At 69.8% G+C, this 16,555-nt stretch carries 13 protein-coding genes; 8 read left to right on the top strand and 5 right to left on the bottom strand.

Annotated features, from left to right (window positions below):
• Nucleotides 1-33: 33 nt before the first annotated feature.
• The 5 genes from WMF42_RS16875 to WMF42_RS16855 form a co-directional block, all read right to left on the bottom strand.
• Complete coding sequence (locus tag WMF42_RS16875; protein WP_061606698.1) at nucleotides 34-1,719, bottom strand: DUF1592 domain-containing protein; 1,686 nt, start codon at nucleotides 1,717-1,719, stop codon at nucleotides 34-36.
• Nucleotides 1,707-2,981, bottom strand: coding sequence for a DUF1552 domain-containing protein (locus tag WMF42_RS16870; RefSeq protein ID WP_437693097.1), 1,275 nt, complete (start codon nucleotides 2,979-2,981; stop codon nucleotides 1,707-1,709). The genes WMF42_RS16875 and WMF42_RS16870 overlap by 13 nt, the downstream gene beginning before the upstream one ends.
• Before the next feature lie 550 nt (nucleotides 2,982-3,531).
• Nucleotides 3,532-4,629 (bottom strand): HupE/UreJ family protein, encoded by a 1,098-nt coding sequence (locus tag WMF42_RS16865; RefSeq protein WP_061606696.1) that lies wholly within the window; start codon nucleotides 4,627-4,629, stop codon nucleotides 3,532-3,534.
• 44 nt (nucleotides 4,630-4,673) lie between these two features.
• Complete coding sequence (locus WMF42_RS16860) at nucleotides 4,674-5,906, bottom strand: hypothetical protein (RefSeq protein WP_338111418.1); 1,233 nt, start codon at nucleotides 5,904-5,906, stop codon at nucleotides 4,674-4,676.
• Between the two features lie 39 nt (nucleotides 5,907-5,945).
• Nucleotides 5,946-6,527: a hypothetical protein gene (locus tag WMF42_RS16855; RefSeq protein WP_437693095.1), complete on the bottom strand. Its 582-nt coding sequence runs from the start codon at nucleotides 6,525-6,527 to the stop codon at nucleotides 5,946-5,948.
• A 775-nt stretch (nucleotides 6,528-7,302) separates the two neighbouring features.
• Between WMF42_RS16855 and WMF42_RS16850 the strand changes: the two genes are divergently transcribed.
• From WMF42_RS16850 to WMF42_RS16815, 8 genes are all read left to right on the top strand, one after another.
• Nucleotides 7,303-8,364: an alpha/beta hydrolase family esterase gene (locus WMF42_RS16850; protein ID WP_437693093.1), complete on the top strand. Its 1,062-nt coding sequence runs from the start codon at nucleotides 7,303-7,305 to the stop codon at nucleotides 8,362-8,364.
• A gap of 85 nt (nucleotides 8,365-8,449) precedes the next feature.
• Nucleotides 8,450-9,649 (top strand): MFS transporter, encoded by a 1,200-nt coding sequence (locus tag WMF42_RS16845; RefSeq protein WP_061606692.1) that lies wholly within the window; start codon nucleotides 8,450-8,452, stop codon nucleotides 9,647-9,649.
• A 59-nt stretch (nucleotides 9,650-9,708) separates the two neighbouring features.
• Nucleotides 9,709-10,935 (top strand): flavin-dependent oxidoreductase, encoded by a 1,227-nt coding sequence (locus tag WMF42_RS16840; protein WP_437693091.1) that lies wholly within the window; start codon nucleotides 9,709-9,711, stop codon nucleotides 10,933-10,935.
• Complete coding sequence (locus tag WMF42_RS16835; RefSeq protein WP_081426303.1) at nucleotides 10,932-11,378, top strand: DUF3237 domain-containing protein; 447 nt, start codon at nucleotides 10,932-10,934, stop codon at nucleotides 11,376-11,378. Before WMF42_RS16840 ends, WMF42_RS16835 begins: the two co-directional genes overlap by 4 nt.
• 197 nt (nucleotides 11,379-11,575) lie before the next feature.
• The gene (locus tag WMF42_RS16830) at nucleotides 11,576-12,856 is read left to right on the top strand and encodes a hypothetical protein (RefSeq protein WP_437693089.1); all 1,281 of its coding nucleotides are present in this window, start codon (nucleotides 11,576-11,578) and stop codon (nucleotides 12,854-12,856) included.
• A gap of 85 nt (nucleotides 12,857-12,941) precedes the next feature.
• Nucleotides 12,942-13,919: a fumarylacetoacetate hydrolase family protein gene (locus WMF42_RS16825; protein WP_437693087.1), complete on the top strand. Its 978-nt coding sequence runs from the start codon at nucleotides 12,942-12,944 to the stop codon at nucleotides 13,917-13,919.
• A gap of 58 nt (nucleotides 13,920-13,977) precedes the next feature.
• Complete coding sequence (locus WMF42_RS16820) at nucleotides 13,978-15,132, top strand: 4-hydroxyphenylpyruvate dioxygenase family protein (RefSeq protein ID WP_437686346.1); 1,155 nt, start codon at nucleotides 13,978-13,980, stop codon at nucleotides 15,130-15,132.
• Nucleotides 15,132-16,292, top strand: coding sequence for a homogentisate 1,2-dioxygenase (locus WMF42_RS16815; protein WP_437693085.1), 1,161 nt, complete (start codon nucleotides 15,132-15,134; stop codon nucleotides 16,290-16,292). The genes WMF42_RS16820 and WMF42_RS16815 overlap by 1 nt, the downstream gene beginning before the upstream one ends.
• Nucleotides 16,293-16,555 lie beyond the last annotated feature (263 nt).

Raw genomic sequence — 16,555 nt, 5'->3', positions numbered from 1 at the left:
AACGGATGAACGCGTGGCGCCCGGACGGCGCCGTCAGGGCCGCGCCGGTGTACGGCTGCGGAACGCCTCGCTCAGGAGCACGGTCTTGATGATCTCACCGAGCGAGCCGCCGCGCGCTTCGGCCTCCGCGGTGACCTGCTCGACCCAGGGGTCGTCGTGGTTGGCGAGCAGGCGCCCGACCGCGAAGGTCGTGAACTTCCGTGTGATGCACCGGGAGAGCCTCGGATCCTCGGCCAGGCCGGCGCCCAGCGCCACCGCGCCCTCGAACTCGGTTCCATCGGGCAATTTCCCGCTGGCGTCGATCTCGAGATCGCCGTCGTGCGTGCGGAACCTGCCGACGGCATCGTAGTTCTCGAGGCCGAACCCGATCGGATCCATGGCCGCGTGGCAGGCGTTGCACGCCGGATCTTCCCGATGGAGCTCCATGCGCTCGCGCAGCGTCAGGCCAGGCACATCCGGGGGCTCGGTGGCGACGCCCGGCGGCGGCGGCGGGATGGCCTGGCACAGGAGCCGGGAGATCACGAAGTCTCCTCGCTTCACGGGCGAGGTCCGCGAGGGCAGCGATGTCGTCGTGAGCAGCGCGCCCAGGGTCAGCAGCCCCGACCTGGGCACGGAGGACGTGTCGACGCGCCACATGCCGTCCGCCTCCGGCTCGGCCTCGCCTTCATCGGGCAAGCCGTACAGCCCTGCGAGCGTGGCGTCGACGAAGGTGAAGCGCGCGGACATCATCTCGGTGGCGGGCCGCTCGGAGGTCAAGAACGCGCGGATGAAGTTGCGCGCCTCGAGCTTCATGGATCGCAGGACATCGGCGCTCGCGTCACCGAGCACCTCCGCGTCGAACTCGTGCGACTCCAGGTGCGCGAAGTCGAGCCACTCCGCAGCGAAGCTGTCGAGCAGGCTGTCGGACCTCGGGTCCGCCAGCATCCGATCGATCTGCGCCTTCAGCTCGGCGTCGCTCCTCAGCGCGCCGCTGTCGGCGGCCGGGGAGAGCGCCTCGTCGGGCATCGTGCTCCACAGGGCATAGGAGAGGCGGGTCGCGAGCTCGTGCGCCTCGAGGCGCCGGGGCTCCGTGGCGGACAGGTCCGGATCGATCTCCAGCTTGAACACGAAGAACGGCGACAGCAGGACCGCCGCCAGCGCATGCCTCAGGCCCTCGCCGGGTTCGGCCCCGATCTCCCGCGCCGTGGTGACCGGGAGCATCAGGCTCTCCAGGTGCTCCTCGAGGATCGGCCTGCGCCACGCGCGCCGGGCGAACGCGCGCAGGATGGACCTCGCGCACGCCTCACCTTCCTTGAAGACATCACAGGAGATCACGCGGCCCCTGCGGTCCTCCGGCGCCTCGAGCAGGTCGTCGATCAGCGCATACGCCGCCTCCTCGTAAGCCCGCACGTACGCCGGAGACAGGCTCAGCGCGGAGCCGACGGTGGAGAACTCCGCGCCCAGATCGTCCGCCGGGAACTCGTCCGCCGGCCGGAGCTCGGTGCCGAGGAGGTCACGGACCGTGTTATTGTACTCCAGCCGGTTGAGCCGCCGCACGACGAGCGGCTGCCTGCCCGACGTGGTTTGCTCGCCCGGATCCCCGGTGTCGCCGCCGGGGTCGCTTCCGGGGTCGCTTCCGGGGCCGCTGTCCGACGAGGATCTGAGCACGCCGGTGCAGGCGGAGGCGATGAGCAGCGCGGAAGCCCACGGAGCGCGACGCAACCAGCTCAGCTTTGCCATACGATTGCCTCCTTGCCGTCGTTACCGAACTCGTTGACACGAACACCGTACAGACCGAGCAGCGTGATGAAGAAATCGCCGTAGGTCTTCACCTTCGAGTAGTCCCTGCTCGTCGGGAACCTCACATGACGATCGGTGGTCACGAGCCCTCCCAGCCGTCCCGCCAGGAGGATCGGCTTGTCGTCGTGGTTGTGCAGGTTGCCGTCGGCGATCTCGCTGCTGATCCAGACCAGCGTGTTGTTGAGGAGCGGCTGATCGTCGAAGTCCGTGAGATCGCGGAGCTTGCGCAGAAACGCCGCGATCTGCTCCATCTTCCACAGCGTCATGGCCCGGAACTTCTTGACCAGCCCGTCCTGGCCGCTGTGGTGCGAGACCGAGTGATCGCCCGCGTCGCCACCCAGGCGCTCGACGTCGTCGATGAATCCGAGATTACGATTGCTGAGCGCGTCTCCCATCATGAAGGTGATGACCCGGGTGAGATCGCACTGGAACGCGATGGCCATGAGCGTGTGGAGGAAGTCGAGCTTCTGCTGGAAGTCCTTGACGTTCGTGGGCTCGGGCGGGGGCGAGCAGGTCGGGCCCATGCCGCTGGCCGCGATGTCGCGCTCGAGCTCCCGGATCCCGGTGAACAGCTGGTCGACCTTCGCGCGATCGGCCGGGTTGAGCCGCGTCTGCAGCCACCCGCCATGCGGGACCACGGCGTCCAGCACGCTCTTCCTGAGCGCGCGGCGCATCTCCGCCTGGGCCGCGCTGGCCCCGGGATCGCTGCCGGCGAACAGCCGGTCGAAGGCGCGCTGGGCGTCGATCTCCTTGCCCAGCGGCGTGGCCTCGCCGGCAGGGAACGACATGGATCCGTCGTCGTTCTTCACGACGGGCCCGCGCCAGGAGATGCTCCGGGTGTAGTAGGTGCCGAACTGGTCGCTCGGGCCCGCGTCGTGGGTGCCCAGCTGGAGCGAGGGGATCCGGGCACAGCCCTGCTGCGCGTCGGCGATGATCTGATCGACCGAGCTGTTCGTGAACGGCTTGTTCTTCGTCGGCTTGCGCGCGGTGAGCAGCGCGCCGCAGCCGATGGCGTGGTCACCGAACTCCTTGCGCCTGTGCTGGTTCTCGAGGCCGCTGACGAAGACGAGCTCTGATTTCAGGTCTTCCATGGAGGCGAGCATCGGCGGCAACTTCCATTGGTTGCCCGCGCCCGCGCCCTCGGGCTTGTGCTCGGGCATGTGGTGCCCGTTCGGGAACATGTACGCGAGAAATCGCCTCACGGGCGCGCACGGCGCGGCCGCGGCGTTCGGCGTGTGCATCAAGGAAGGCAAGAGAGGAAGGGTTATGGTCACCCCTGCAGAAGCGAGGAATCGTCGACGTGAAAGGCGTCCACTGGCCATGCGGACCTCCCGTGGCGTACCGGTGTTCGGTGTCCCAGCCGACCGGACGTACCGCGGCTGGAAGCCCGTGTTGAAGAAAGGACGCGATGCGACCGCCGTGCGTCGCGTCTTGCCCTAAGGAGGACGCGAGCGTCCGAGATCAATCACGATTCGCGCGACATTTCTCGAGAGGCCGTGAAGATCGCTCATCAAAGTATTTCTGCGCCGGGGGTGGATGCGGCGGACTCGGCCGGTCAGGTCACCCGATGAGCCATCGAGCTCCTGCCTGGCCGCGCCATCTCCATGTCGTCCCCCCGACCGTCGCTCCACGGCAAGGTGCCGACCGCGGTGATGTCGCAGGCGAGCGCCATGATGCCCCTCGGTCACGATGTGAACGGTCGCATGTCCATCGTCCGTGCCAATCGTCGCCGCCAGAGCCATCTGCGCGAGCTCAGGCTTGCACGGTACGCTCGAAGAGCCAGCACGCGCCCGCGACGGCGATGAAGAGTGACGCGACGCGCGCGCCGATGGGCCAGTGGGACAGGCGCTGGAGCTTCAGCAGAGCGGGCAAGGCGACGGCTGCGAGCACGACCTGGCCGAGCTCGATCCCGATGTTGAACGACAGAAGAGGCGTCACGATCGACGCTCCGTCCCATCCCCCCAGGCCGGTCTCCCGGAGCGCACCGGCGAAGCCGAGCCCATGGATGAGCCCGAAGCAGAGAGTGAGCAGCAGGCGCTGCTTCGGCTCGCCGCCGGACAGCGAATTCTGGAGCCCGACCACGACGATGGAAGCCGCGATCAGCGGTTCGACGATGCGCGACGGGAGCACGATGACATCGAGGACGGTGAGGGCCAGCGTCAGCGAGTGCGCCACCGTGAAGCAGCTCACGAGGTGCAGCGTCGAGCGCAGCTTCCGGCAGCCGATGAGCAGCCCCCCGAGAAAGAGCAGGTGGTCGTGACCAGCGAGGATGTGCTCCACACCCAGTTGAAGAAAGCTCTGGATGATCGCAAGGCGCGGCGCCGCCGGCGCCGAGGTGGCCGGGGCGGAGGGCGCCTCGGCCGAGCGCTCCGGCAGCACCGCGTCGAGCACGGGGTCCGAGGCGCTGAGGACCTTCAGGCCGAGCACGAGCCGAGGCGCCTCGCTCGTGAAGGTCACCGCGTTCGCGTAGCCTTCGGCGAGCCAGCCCAGGTGGGTGGCGCGGACCCGAAGCGGCCCCGGCTGCGGGCGGGAGTAGCTGAGGCGGAACTCGACTTCGTTCTCTTCCGAGAGCCCGACCTCGGCAGTCCGTGGAACGAGCTCCTCGCCCCGCGAGGTCACTTCGTAGAGCTCCAGGGCCGCGCTTCTCAATCGTTCCTCGAGCTCGGCGAGCTGCTCGGGCCGAAAAGAACCCCGCACGTTCCCGTCCTTCGCGACCAGCGCCACCGCACTGGCGCCGGTCATCGTCACGAGCAGGTCCATGCTCTCCGAACGCACCTGCCCGACGGTCGTGATCTCGAATGGATCGTGAGCCGACGTCGGACGGACGAGCGCGACGATCGCGAGGGCCATCGGGATCCAGAGCGGAGCTGGACGGCAGCGGCGTGCGACCTGGTTCATTGTGGGTTGACCAGGCGGATGGATGGCGGGGGCGGCGCGCCCATGCCGTAGCCCAGGAAGTAGTCGACGAGGTTCGATTGCCGGTAGCCGTGGACCGTTAGGCAGTTCCGATACCCGGGGTTGTGCACCAACGTGTAGAGCCGGACGTCTGTCTCGTACGTCGTCGTGTAGATGCGAAGCTCCGCGTGATCCCTGCTCTCGAGCAGCGCTTCTTCACGCCAATCGCCGAACACGTCGCCGTAGAACGGAATGGCGCCGCGGGCCTGGACGAGCCCGTCGAACGTCCGTCGCCAGCTATAGGAATTTCTGTCCCGCGCGGTGAGATTCCAGTCGCCGACACGGTTGTTGTCGAGGAGCTCACCCCCCAGATCTCCGTCCCACTGCATGAGGAAGTTCGGCCAAGGCACGTTCGAGTCCCTCTCCGCGATCACCAGGTCACCCGTGCTCGCGGCGTACATCCCGTTGAAGCTCCAGTACTCGTAACCGGGGTGTTCCGGGAAGAGGTCGGCCGCGGTGCCCCGGCCCATGTCGGCGCCTGCGCCGTTCGGATTCCGATACTCGCGCAAGAGCTTCCCCGTCCGCGCGTCGTAGTAGTAGGTCTCGAGGCCATTCGGGTTGTCCTGCTGGATGCCCCATCCTTCAAGGCCGGGTCGCGCCGGATCGAGGTCGGTGATGTGGAAGCGATCTCCGTGCACAACGCCCTGGGGGGCCAGGTTGTACAGGACCTTCCCGTTGTCATCGATCACGTAGCCGCCGTCCGCGATCTCGTCCTTGCCGTCGCCGTCCACGTCGAGGATGCGCATCTGGTGGTAGTCCGCACCGCCGCTCCCGTCGCGAACGTACTTCCAGCGCTGGGTCAACCGGCTGCCGTCGAAATCGTACACGGCGACGACCAGGTTGAACCCGCCCCTGCCGATTCGATTCTTGCACTTGGTCACGACGCTGGGCCGCACGCCGTCGAAGTAACCCACCCCGAAGTGGCACTGGAGCGGACCGTCGCGCTCGAAGTCGTCGGGCAGCGGAGCGCGCGCGACCTCGGCCCCGGTCGTGCCGGACACGATAGAGACGAACTGGTCCTGGTCGTTGCCGTGGTCGAGGGTCGTACCATTTCCGAAGACGAAGCCGTTGGCGGTCTTGATCGCCACTTCTGCTCGGCCGTCGCTGTCGAAGTCGAAGACGGTCAGCCCGTCCCAGTGACCGTTGCTGATGGTGGTCGCGCCGCCTTCGATGTTGTTCTGGTCCGCCCCGAGGGGGCCCGTATTCAGGCGTCAGAGGAACTCACCGCGACGCGAGTAGGCGTCCACGAGAGGCGCAGCGGTGCTGATGCGATCGACCACGAGATCGTATTCGCCGTCTCCGTCGAGGTCGCCCACCCACGCGAGGTGCACGAACGCGCCGTCGCCGGCCGCGCGGAGCGGGATACGCAGGTAGTCTTGCGCGAGCAGCGTCGCCGCGCCGCTCGGGGCTCCCTCCGCGCCTCCGACCACCGGCCGCACGAAATAAGATGCGCCGGCAGTGTCGTTCGCGTCGAGACACCAAGTTCCGGCGTTCGGTCCCGTGGAGCAGACGAGAGCCGGCGCTTCGTCGCCGTTCTGACGATAGAGGTTGAAGGAGATGTCGGGTGGGTCGGTGCCGAACAAGCGCCAGCTCACGAAAGCGCTGTCCCCGCTGGGAGCGGCGACCACGCCGCGATCGAGGCATTCCATCCTGCGGCCGTTCTCGACGCCGCCTCCGCAGCGGCCCTCGTGGGGAACGGACCCGCCCGTACCCGCAGCGCCGCCGGCACCGGAGCCACCCGAGCCCACGCTGGTGCCCATGCCGGCCGTGTTCGCGCCAGCGGCGGCGCTCACGCTCGAGGCTCCTCCGGATGCAGCGGATGCAGCGGTGGCGCTGCCTCCGCTGGGCTCGGGCTCGCCTCCTTTGTTGCCTTCACCTTCGCCGCAGGCGACGAACATGAGGAGGAATGTGGCACCAATCCACGTCATTGAAAGACACGTCGATCGTCGCATTTTCAAGTTGCTTTCTCGGGAAGGTCAGTGCGTCGCTGGGTGTCACGCCGTCGCCACCCATGTCAGCGTGAGCAATCCGAGCTTCATGGATCCCGCTGTACGCCGTGGTGCCGGTGGTTCGGAGGGATCGTTTGAAGAGCGGATGTAGCCGCAGTATCGCCGCCTGCGCTGCTGCTGCCGCTGCGGTTGCTCCCTGCGCTGCCGGCCGAGGTGATGGCAGGAGCAGCGTCGGCGGAGGGGTCGCAACACGACCCCGCCTGGCGCTGTTCCGATCCTCCCGTGGATCGGAGCTCCCGGGATCAATCACGCGTTGATCACGTTTCTCCCGAAGGCCGGAGCGATCGCGCTGGATGGTATTTTTTTGATGAGAAAGGAAGCCATCGCCCCGATATCGCACGCGGCGCGGTCACGGGGAGCCGAGGTCGCGCGCCTCGAATGATTCGGCTCTCACGCGAATCGTCCAGTCCGCCGATGGGGGCGTGACGTCTCGCGTCGAGGCATAGGCGAGTATGCCTATGCCTCGATCCAGAGGACCTGGGTTACGAAGTGTTTGCGGTCACCTGCATCGGGTGATGCGAGCAAGGGCGGCGATCTTCGAACAGAGAGGCGATGACGAATGGAAACGCTTCGCAATTTCGGCACGACCGCACCAGGGGTCGTCGTGCTCGCGGCGTTCGCGGCGCTCGCGGCGCTGGCCTGCTCCAGCCAGGAGGATGGGACGGCCGAGGCATCGTCCGGCAGCAGCAGCGCCGGAGGGCCCGGCACCAGCGGCTCCGGTGCCACGGGGGGCTCGTCGGCGACGGCGGGCTCGTCGACGACGGGGGGCCCGTCGGTGACGACGGGCTCGTCGGGGGGCGGCGGCGTCGGCGGCAGCGGCGGGAGCACGGCCTCGGGAGAAGCGGGCACGGGCGCCGCCGGCTCCGGCTCGAGCGGCTCTGGAGGAGAGACGCAGAGCGCGGGCTGCGGCAGCGCGACGGCGCCGAGGAGCGGCCGTTTCAGCATCGATGTCGGGGGCGCGACGCGCGAGTACATCCTCGCCGTGCCGGACGACTATGATGCGAGCCATGCTTACCGGCTGATCTTCGCGTGGCATCCCCGCGGGGGCTCGGCCGACCAGGTCGCGACCGGGTTCGGCGGCGGCTATTACGGCCTCCAGGGCCGCGCCGACGGCTCGGCGATCTTCGTCTCGCCCGAGGGCATCGACCAGGGCTGGGAGAACAGGGGCGGCCGCGACATCGCGTTCCTCCGCGCCATGCTCGACCGCCTCAACGCCGAGCTCTGCATCGACCAGAGCAGGGTCTTTTCGACCGGATTCAGCTACGGCGGCATGATGTCCTACGCGATCGGCTGCGCGATGGGCGATGTCTTCCGCGCCATCGGCTCCATGTCCGGCGCGCTCTACAGCGGCTGCGAGGACGGCGACAGCCCCGTGGCCATGTGGGGCGCCCACGGCGACGCCGACGACATCGTTCCGGTCGAGAACGGTCGGTCCGCTCGCGATGTCTTCCTCGAACGAAACCACTGCGATCAGCAGACAAAGCCGGTCTCGCCGACCCCCTGCGTCAGCTACGAAGGTTGCGACGCGGGCTATCCCGTCGTCTGGTGTGAGTTCAGCGGGGGCCACGCCCCGCAGAACAATTCCGGTGAGTCGATCTGGAATTTCTTCTCACAGTTCTGAAGCGGGTCTCGCTTGAACCAGCGTGGTTCAGCCTGCGGCCAGCTCCAACGATCCCGGGCAACGGGACGGAAACGGGAGATCTCCCATGGGCGCATCGCCCCCTCACGCGCCGCGCGGCGCCGTCACGCTGTCGCTGTGCTTCTTGATCGCCCTGCTGGAAGGGTTCGACATCCAGGCCATCGGCGTCGCCGCCCCCCTGCTGATCCCCGCGCTCGGGCTGACGCCCGGGCAGGCGGGCGTCGTGTTCGGGGCCGGCATGGCGGGGCTGGTCTGCGGCGCGCTCGCCGGCGGCTGGCTGGCCGACCGCATGGGCCGCAAGCCGCTGCTGATGATGGCTGTCGGCGTCTTCGGCCTGTTCACGCTGGCCACCGTGGTGGCGGGAGGACCGGTGTCGCTGGGTCTCTACCGGCTCCTGGCTGGGGCCGGCCTGGGGGCGGCGATGCCCACGCTGGTGGCCGTCGCCCTGGAGATCGCCCCGCCCGACCGGCGGACCCGCACCACCACCTTGATGTTCAGCGGCATGCCGGCCGGCGGCGCGCTGGCAGCGCTGTTCGCGGCCGGCTTCCTGGCGCGGTTCGGATGGCACAGCATCTTCCTGGCCGGCGGCGTGCTGCCGCTCTTGCTGCTGCCGGTCATGGCGCGGCTGATGCCCGACAGCCGCGCGCCGGCGGCCGGCGGCGCCCAGCGGCCGGGCGCCGTGGAGGCGCTCTTCGGCCAGGGCCGGCTGCTGATCACGGTGCTGGCCTGGTTCACCTTCGGCTTGACGCTGCTGGTGCTGTATCTGCTGCTGAACTGGCTGCCGTCGCTGGTGGCGGCCAAGGGCCTGGGCGGGGTGGGGGGCGCCGGCGCCGCCTTCGCCTTCAATGTCGGCAGCGTCATCGGCTGCTGGGTCATCGGCATGCTGGTGGATCGGCTGGGGCCGCGTCTGCCCATCATCGCGGCCTATCCCGCCCTGGCGCTGTCGCTGTTCGGGCTGGCGGGGGCCGACAGCCTGCTGCCCGTGCTGGTGCTGGCCGGCCTGGCCGGCTTCTTCCTGCTGGGCGCGCAATACTCGCTCTACGGCGTCATCCCGCTCTATTACCCGGCGCGGTCGCGCGGGCTGGCCGTCGGCGCCTCCATCGCCGCCGGACGGCTGGGTTCCATCGGCGGGCCGCTGATAGCGGGCCACCTGCTGGGCCAGGGCTGGGGCCCCGCCGGCGTGGCCATGGCCATGGTGCCTGTGGTGCTGTCGGCCGGGGTGGCGGCCGCGGTGATGACCATCCGCGGCCACCATGCCGGTGACTGAGGCATGGCGGCGGCTTCAACAAGGGGCGGCGTCAAGCCGCATGTCTGCGGGAGAATATCATGCAAGTGATCGTCGTGGGCGCCGGGATCGGCGGCCTGGCCGCGGCTCTGGCGCTGCACGCCTCGGGCCATGAGGTGACGGTGTTCGAGGCCGCGCCCACCATCCTGCCGCTCGGGGTCGGCATCAACCTCCTGCCCCACGCCGGGGAGGTGCTGGACGAGCTGGGCCTGGTCGCGGCCCTCCTGGCGCAGGGGGTGGCGACCCGCGAGCTTGTCTATTTCAACCGCTTCGGCCAGCGCATCTGGGGCGAGCCGCGCGGCCGCTTCGCGGGTCACTCCGCGCCGCAGATCTCCCTGCACCGCGGCGCCCTGCAGGGCGTGTTGTTCGACGCCGCCATCGAACGGCTGGGCGAAGGCCGGGTGATCTGCGACCGGCGCCTCTCGGGCCACGAGGAGGGCGAAGGCCGCATCGTGGCGCGCTTCCTCGACCGCGAGGGCGCGACCAGGACGGTGGATGCCGACCTCCTGATCTGCGCCGACGGCATCCATTCGGCGGCGCGCGCCGGCCTCTATCCGGACGAGGGGCCGCCGGTCTATGGCGGCCGCATCCTGTGGCGGGCGACCACGCTGGCGGCGCCCTTCCTCACCGGCGCCAGCATGATCATGGCCGGGCATCAGGATCAGAAGTTCGTCGCTTATCCCATTTCCCCGCCGGGGCCGGACGGCCGGCAGAGGATCAACTGGATCGCCGAGCTCGCCGTCGCCGAGAGCCTGCGACGGGAGGACTGGAATCGGCGGGGCGACCCCGCCGACTTCCTGCCCAGGTTCGAGGCCTGGCGGTTCGACTGGCTGGATGTGCCCGGCCTGATCCGGGGCGCTGACGCCATCTACGAGTTCCCGCTGGTCGACCGCGATCCGCTGCCGCGCTGGAGCCATGGGCGCATGACGCTGCTCGGCGACGCCGCCCACCCGATGTACCCGATCGGCTCCAACGGCGCGAGCCAGGCCATCCTGGACGCCCGCGCCCTGGTCCGCGCGCTCGCCGCGCATGCCGACCCGGTGGAGGCGCTGGCCGCCTACGAGGCCGAGCGCCTGCCGGCCACCGCCGCCATCGTCGCGGCCAACCGCGGCAACGGGCCGGAGCAGTGCATGCAAATCGCCCAGGACCGCGCGCCCGACGGCTTCGACCATATCGAGGACGTCTTCGCCCCCGGCGAGCTGGAGGCCATCGCCGCCCGCTACAAGGTGCTGACCGGCCTGAAGCGCTCCTCGGAGCCGCTCGCGTGAGCCCGCCCCTCATCCCCCTGATGACGCTCGAGGTGGCGGTGGCCCCGCCGGTCACCGTCGATCCGAGCTCGCCCGGCCGTCGCTTCATCCCCATCGTCGGCGGCACGGTCGCCGGCGGCCTCGAGGGGCGGGTGCTGCCGGGCGGCGACTGGCAGACGATCTGGGCCGACGGGCGGATGGACATCTCGGCCCATTACATCCTCGACATCGCCGGCCAGGGGACGGTGGAGATCCTCTCGGAAGGAGTGCGCGCCGGGCCGCCGGACGTGCTGGCGGCGCTCGGGCGCGGCGAGGTCGTGGACCCCGGGCTCTACTATTTCCGCACCGCGATCCGCATGCGCACCTCGGCGCCAGGGCTCCTGCGGCTGAACGCCGTGCTGGCCCTGGCCGTGGGCGAGCGGCTGGCCAACCGGGTGCGGCTCACGGTTTACGAGATCGGCTAGGGACGCCCGCGAGGGTGAGCCCCTCGAGACATCGGCTGGCCTGATGCTGGCCTGGCTCGAATGGGGCACGGAGAACGGCGGCCCGCCGCTCGCCCGCGAGGTGCGCGCGGCTGTTCGATGGACGAGCACACCACGGAGAACGCATGAGCAAACGGACGATGGCGTCGAGACGTCTAGGCGATGTTGGCGCAGGGTTCTTGGTCGTCATCCTCGGCATCACATCCTTCGATGGCGCGGCGCTGGCACAAGCGCAGCCCGAAGCACCGCCGGAGCCCACGGGCGAAGACCCGCCGATCGCGGCTCCCGCGGCCGAGCCCGCGAGCCCCCCTGCGGACGCGGGCGCGGCGCGAGCGCCGTCTGCGGAAGCCCGCGCCGGCGCGCCGGCGCCGCAAGGCGTTGCCGGGCCCGGCCCGGCTTCGCCGGCGCCGCCGGCCGAGGAGGAGCCATGGAAGAAGCCGATCAGCGTCGCGGCCTGGGCGCGCGTCGGAGGTCGCCTCCAGAACCCCGCCGCGCGCGAGAAGATGGACAGGCTGCTCGGGGACGGAGAGCTGGATCTGTCGTTCTCGGGCGAGATCAACCGCTTCATCGGGGTGCAGGGCGCGATCGTCGCTCAGTTCGGCCCGACCCCGACCGGGGGCAACATCGCGGGCAGCGCGACCCTCCGTGACGCCATCGCCAAGTTCAGGGTGCACGACGTGCTGAACGTCTGGATCGGTCGGATGATCGTGCCTTCGGATCGCTCCGCCTTCTCCGGGCCGTGGTCGATGGGGCCGTGGAACTATCCGGGGTTCTTCGAACCCTATGCGCCGCCGATCGGTCCAAGACAGGGGCCCCTCGGGCGCAACGATGGGGTGACCGCCTGGGGCAAGGTAGCGGGCGGCCTGTTCAAATACTACGTGGGTGCTTTCAACCTGCATGACTCTTCGGTGAGCCCGCTCTACACGGCGAGGATCAACGTGAGCTTGCTCGACCCAGAGCCAGCCTATTACCAGAGGTCCACGTACCTCGGAGAGAAGAACATCCTCGCGCTCGGCGTGGCCGGTGAAGTGCAGAGGGAAGGTTCCGTCGAATCGCTGCCGCCCCCTGCGGACGGCGCGCCGCCGGGCGTCCCGCGCAAGGACACCTATGGAGAGGTCAACGCCGACCTCCTGTTCGAGAAGAACCTCGGCACGGCGGGCACGATCACGCTCGAAGGCGCGTTTTACAAGTACTTTGGCGATTTCGAGCGGTTTGACTATTCCTATTTTGCGCTCGCGAGCTACCTCACGCCGGACAACGTCGGCGTCGGGAAGCTGCAGCCCCTGGTCCGGCTCCAGCAAGCGAAGCCGAAGAGCGCCGATCCCTATCTGCTCATCGATGCCCAGATGGGCTACATCATCGAAGGCCACGCGGCGCGGGTGGCGCTCGGCTATCAACGAAGCGATCTGTCGGGGGCGAAGGGGAATGCCCTGTTCCTCGGCGTCCAGGTGCAGAAGTGATCCCCGGCGCGATGAGGGCTCCCCGTCCACGACCCGCCCGCGACGCGCTGGTCGTGCGGGGGCGCCACGAGGAGCTCGCACCCGCATGAAGCTCGCCTCTCTCCGCGGCCCCGGCCGCGACGGCACGCTCGTCGTCGTCCGCCGCGACGGCCTCGCCTGCGCGCCGGCCGGCAGCGCGTTCCCCACGCTCCAGGCCGCGCTCGACGACTGGGAGCGCGCCGAGCCGGCGCTCCGCCGCATCGCCGACGACATCGAGCGCGGCGGCGCGGCCGTGGCCCCGCTCGTCGTGGAGGAGCTCGCCGCGCCCCTGCCCCGCGCGTACGAGTGGATCGACGGGTCGGCGTACCTCCACCACATCATGCTCGTGCGCAGGGCGCGCGGCGCCGAGCCGCCCGAGACGCTCACGACCGATCCGCTGGTGTACCAGGGCGGCTCCGGCGTCCTGCTCGGGCCGACCGACGACATCGTCCTGCGCGACGAGGCCTGGGGCCTCGACTTCGAGGCCGAGGTCTGCGCCGTCCTCGGCGACACCCCGCAGGGCACGCGCCGCGACGAGGCCCACCGGCACGTCCGCCTGTTCCTGCTGGCCAACGACGTGACGCTGCGCAACCTCGTTCCCGCGGAGCTCGCGAAGGGCTTCGGGTTCTTCTGCTCGAAGCCGGCCACGGCGTTCTCGCCGTTCGCGATCACGCCGGACGAGCTCGGCGACGCGCTCCGCGACGGGCGCGTCCACCTGCGGCTCCGCTCGACCTACAACGGCGCGCTCATCGGCGATCCCGAGGCCGGCCCGGAGATGCATTTCTCGTTCTTCGACCTCATCGCGCACATCGCGAGGACCCGCAGCTTCACGGCCGGCACGATCCTCGGCAGCGGCACCGTGTCGAACCGGGATCCGGCGCGCGGCGTGTCGTGCCTGGCCGAGAAGCGCACGCTCGAGATCCTCGAGCACGGGGCGGCGAGGACTCCCTTCATGAGACCGGGAGACACGATCATGATCGAGATGCTGAGCGGCTCGGGCGAGAGCCTCTTCGGTCGCATCGCGCAGCGGGTGGTGGCCGGATGAGCGCCCCCGCGAAGCGGCCCGTGCGCCACGGCCGGACCCCTCACGACGGAGGACTGGAATGACCAAGGTGGAGTCGATAGGCATCAAGCGGGTGGAGGCGCTGCACTACTACGTGCGCGACCTGGAGCGGAGCCGCAGGTTCTACACGGAGAAGCTCGACTTCCAGGAGGTCGCCGCGAGCTCGCCCGAGCTCAACGCGGCCGCGGCGCAGCGGTCGGTCGTCTTCCAGGCCGGCGAGTGCGCCATCGTCTGCTCGCAGCCGACGGGCGAGGGCGGGCGGGCGTGGCGCTACCTGCGCAAGCACCCCGACGGGGTGGGCACGATCGTCTTCGAGGTCGAGGACATCGACCGCGCCTTCCGGCTGCTCGACGGCCGCGGGGGCACGCCGATCGACGAGATCCACCGGGTGACGGACGAGGGCGGCGGCACCTTCGCCTCGTTCTCGATCACCACGCCGTTCGGGGACACCACCTTCCGCTTCGTCGAGCGGCGCGGCTACCCTGCGCTGTTCCCCGGCTGCGTGGCCCACGGCGCGCCCCGCGGCGGCCAGAACCGCTTCGGGATCGCCCGGTTCGATCACATCACCTCGAACTTCCAGACCATGGCGCCCGCCCTGCTCTGGATGGAGCACGTGCTCGGGCTCGAGCCGTTCTGGAAGATCGCGTTCCACACGAACGACGTCGCCAGGGACGCCGACCACGGCTCGGGCCTGCGCTCCGCCGTGATGTGGGACCCGGGCTCGGGCGTGAAGTTCGCCAACAACGAGCCGTACAGGCCGCACTTCAAGAGCTCGCAGATCAACGTCTTCAACGAGGAGCACCGCGGCGACGGGGTGCAGCACGTGGCGCTCGCCGCCGACGACATCCTCACGGCCGTGCGCGGCATGCGCGCGCGGGGCGTGGAGTTCATGCCGACCCCGCCCGCCTACTACGACATGCTGCCCGAGCGCGTGCGGCAGCTCGGCATCGAGCAGATCGACGAGGACGTCGCGACGCTGCGGGAGCTCGAGGTGCTCGTCGACGGCGACGGCGCGCGGTCGTACCTGCTCCAGATCTTCCTCAAGGAGTCGGCCGGCACGCACCGCGATCCCGACGCCGGGCCGTTCTTCTTCGAGCTCATCCAGCGCAAGGGCGACCGCGGCTTCGGCGCCGGCAACTTCCGGGCGCTGTTCGAGAGCATCGAGCGGCAGCAGAGGGCCGAGGGCCACGGCTGATGCTCGACCGCGTCGTCGCGGGGACCGTCCCCCGCAAGCACCACATCGCCCTGCGGGGCGAGGCGGGGGACCTCCGCTACGAGGAGTGCCTGACGCGCGAGGGCTTCGACGGCCCCTACACGATCGCCTACCACGAGCGCCGGCCGCACGAGCACCGGCTCGCGCCGGCCGCGCACGGCTTCGCGCTGCCTGTCGCCGCGCCAGAGCGCCCGCTCGCGAAGCGGCACTACCGGTCGCAGGACCTGCCGCGGCGCGGCGGGCCCGCTGTCGACTGCCGCGTGCCGCTGCTCTTCAACGACGACGTGGTGATCGGGGTCGCCCAGCCCGACGCCGCCGATCCGGTGTACTTCGCGAACGCGGACGCCGACGAGCTGCTCTTCATCTTTCAGGGCGGCGGCGTCCTGCGCACCATGCTCGGCGATCTCCGCTTCGAGCAGGACGACTACGTCGTCATCCCCAAGGGGCTCTTCCACCGCTTCATCCCCGACGCGGCGCCCCAGCGCTGGCTCTCGATCGAGGCCGCGGACGTCCACCTCCCGCGGAAATGGCGCAACGAGGTAGGCCAGCTCCGGATGGACGCGCCGTACTCGCACCGCGACTTCCGGCGGCCCACGTTCGTCGGCCCGCTCGACGAGGGCATCCGCGCGCTGGTCGTGAAGCGCGGCCGCGCCTTCCACGGCTTCGCCTGCGAGCGCTCGCCGCTCGACGTCGTCGGCTGGGACGGGACCGTGTACCCGTTCGCGTTCCCGATCCTGAGCTTCCAGGCGCGCGTCGGGCTCGTGCACCTGCCGCCGGACTGGCACGGCACGTTCGCCGCGCGCGGCGCCCTCATCTGCAGCTTCGTGCCGCGCCCCGTCGACTTCCACCCGGAGGCGATCCCCTGCCCCTACCCCCACGCGTCCGTCGACTGCGACGAGCTGCTGTTCTACTGCCGCGGCAACTTCACATCACGCCGCGGCGTCGGCCCCGGCAGCGTCTCGCACCACCCGGCCGGCGTCCCGCACGGGCCGCACCCCGGCGCGTACGAGGCGAGCCTCGGCAGCCGCGAGACGAGCGAGCTCGCTGTCATGCTCGACACGATCCGCCCGCTCACGGCCACCCCGGCCGCGCTCGCTGTCGAGGACCCGGCCTACCAGGACAGCTTCATCGCGGGCCCGTGATCGGGTCAGGCGCTCTGGCCGGGCTGGTCAGCGGCGCGCTGGCCGGCCCGGGACAAGCCCTGTAGTTTGCGGTCAACACCGGATTCGCCCCTCGCCCGAATTGTTCAGTCCACCAGCGTGGGCGTGTGACTCGCGTCGAGGCATAGGCGAGTATCCCTATACCTCGATCCGGCTGGCTCGGGTACGAAGTCGTGGCAGTCACCTCCCTTGGCATCCCCCGGCCAGATGTGGAGTGAACGCTGTCCCTTCGACGCATCGATACG

This window comes from Sorangium sp. So ce176 (assembly GCF_051519835.1).
Classification (GTDB): Bacteria; Myxococcota_A; Polyangia; order Polyangiales; family Polyangiaceae; genus Sorangium; species Sorangium cellulosum_G.
This window is presented reverse-complemented; position numbering and strand designations above follow the sequence as displayed.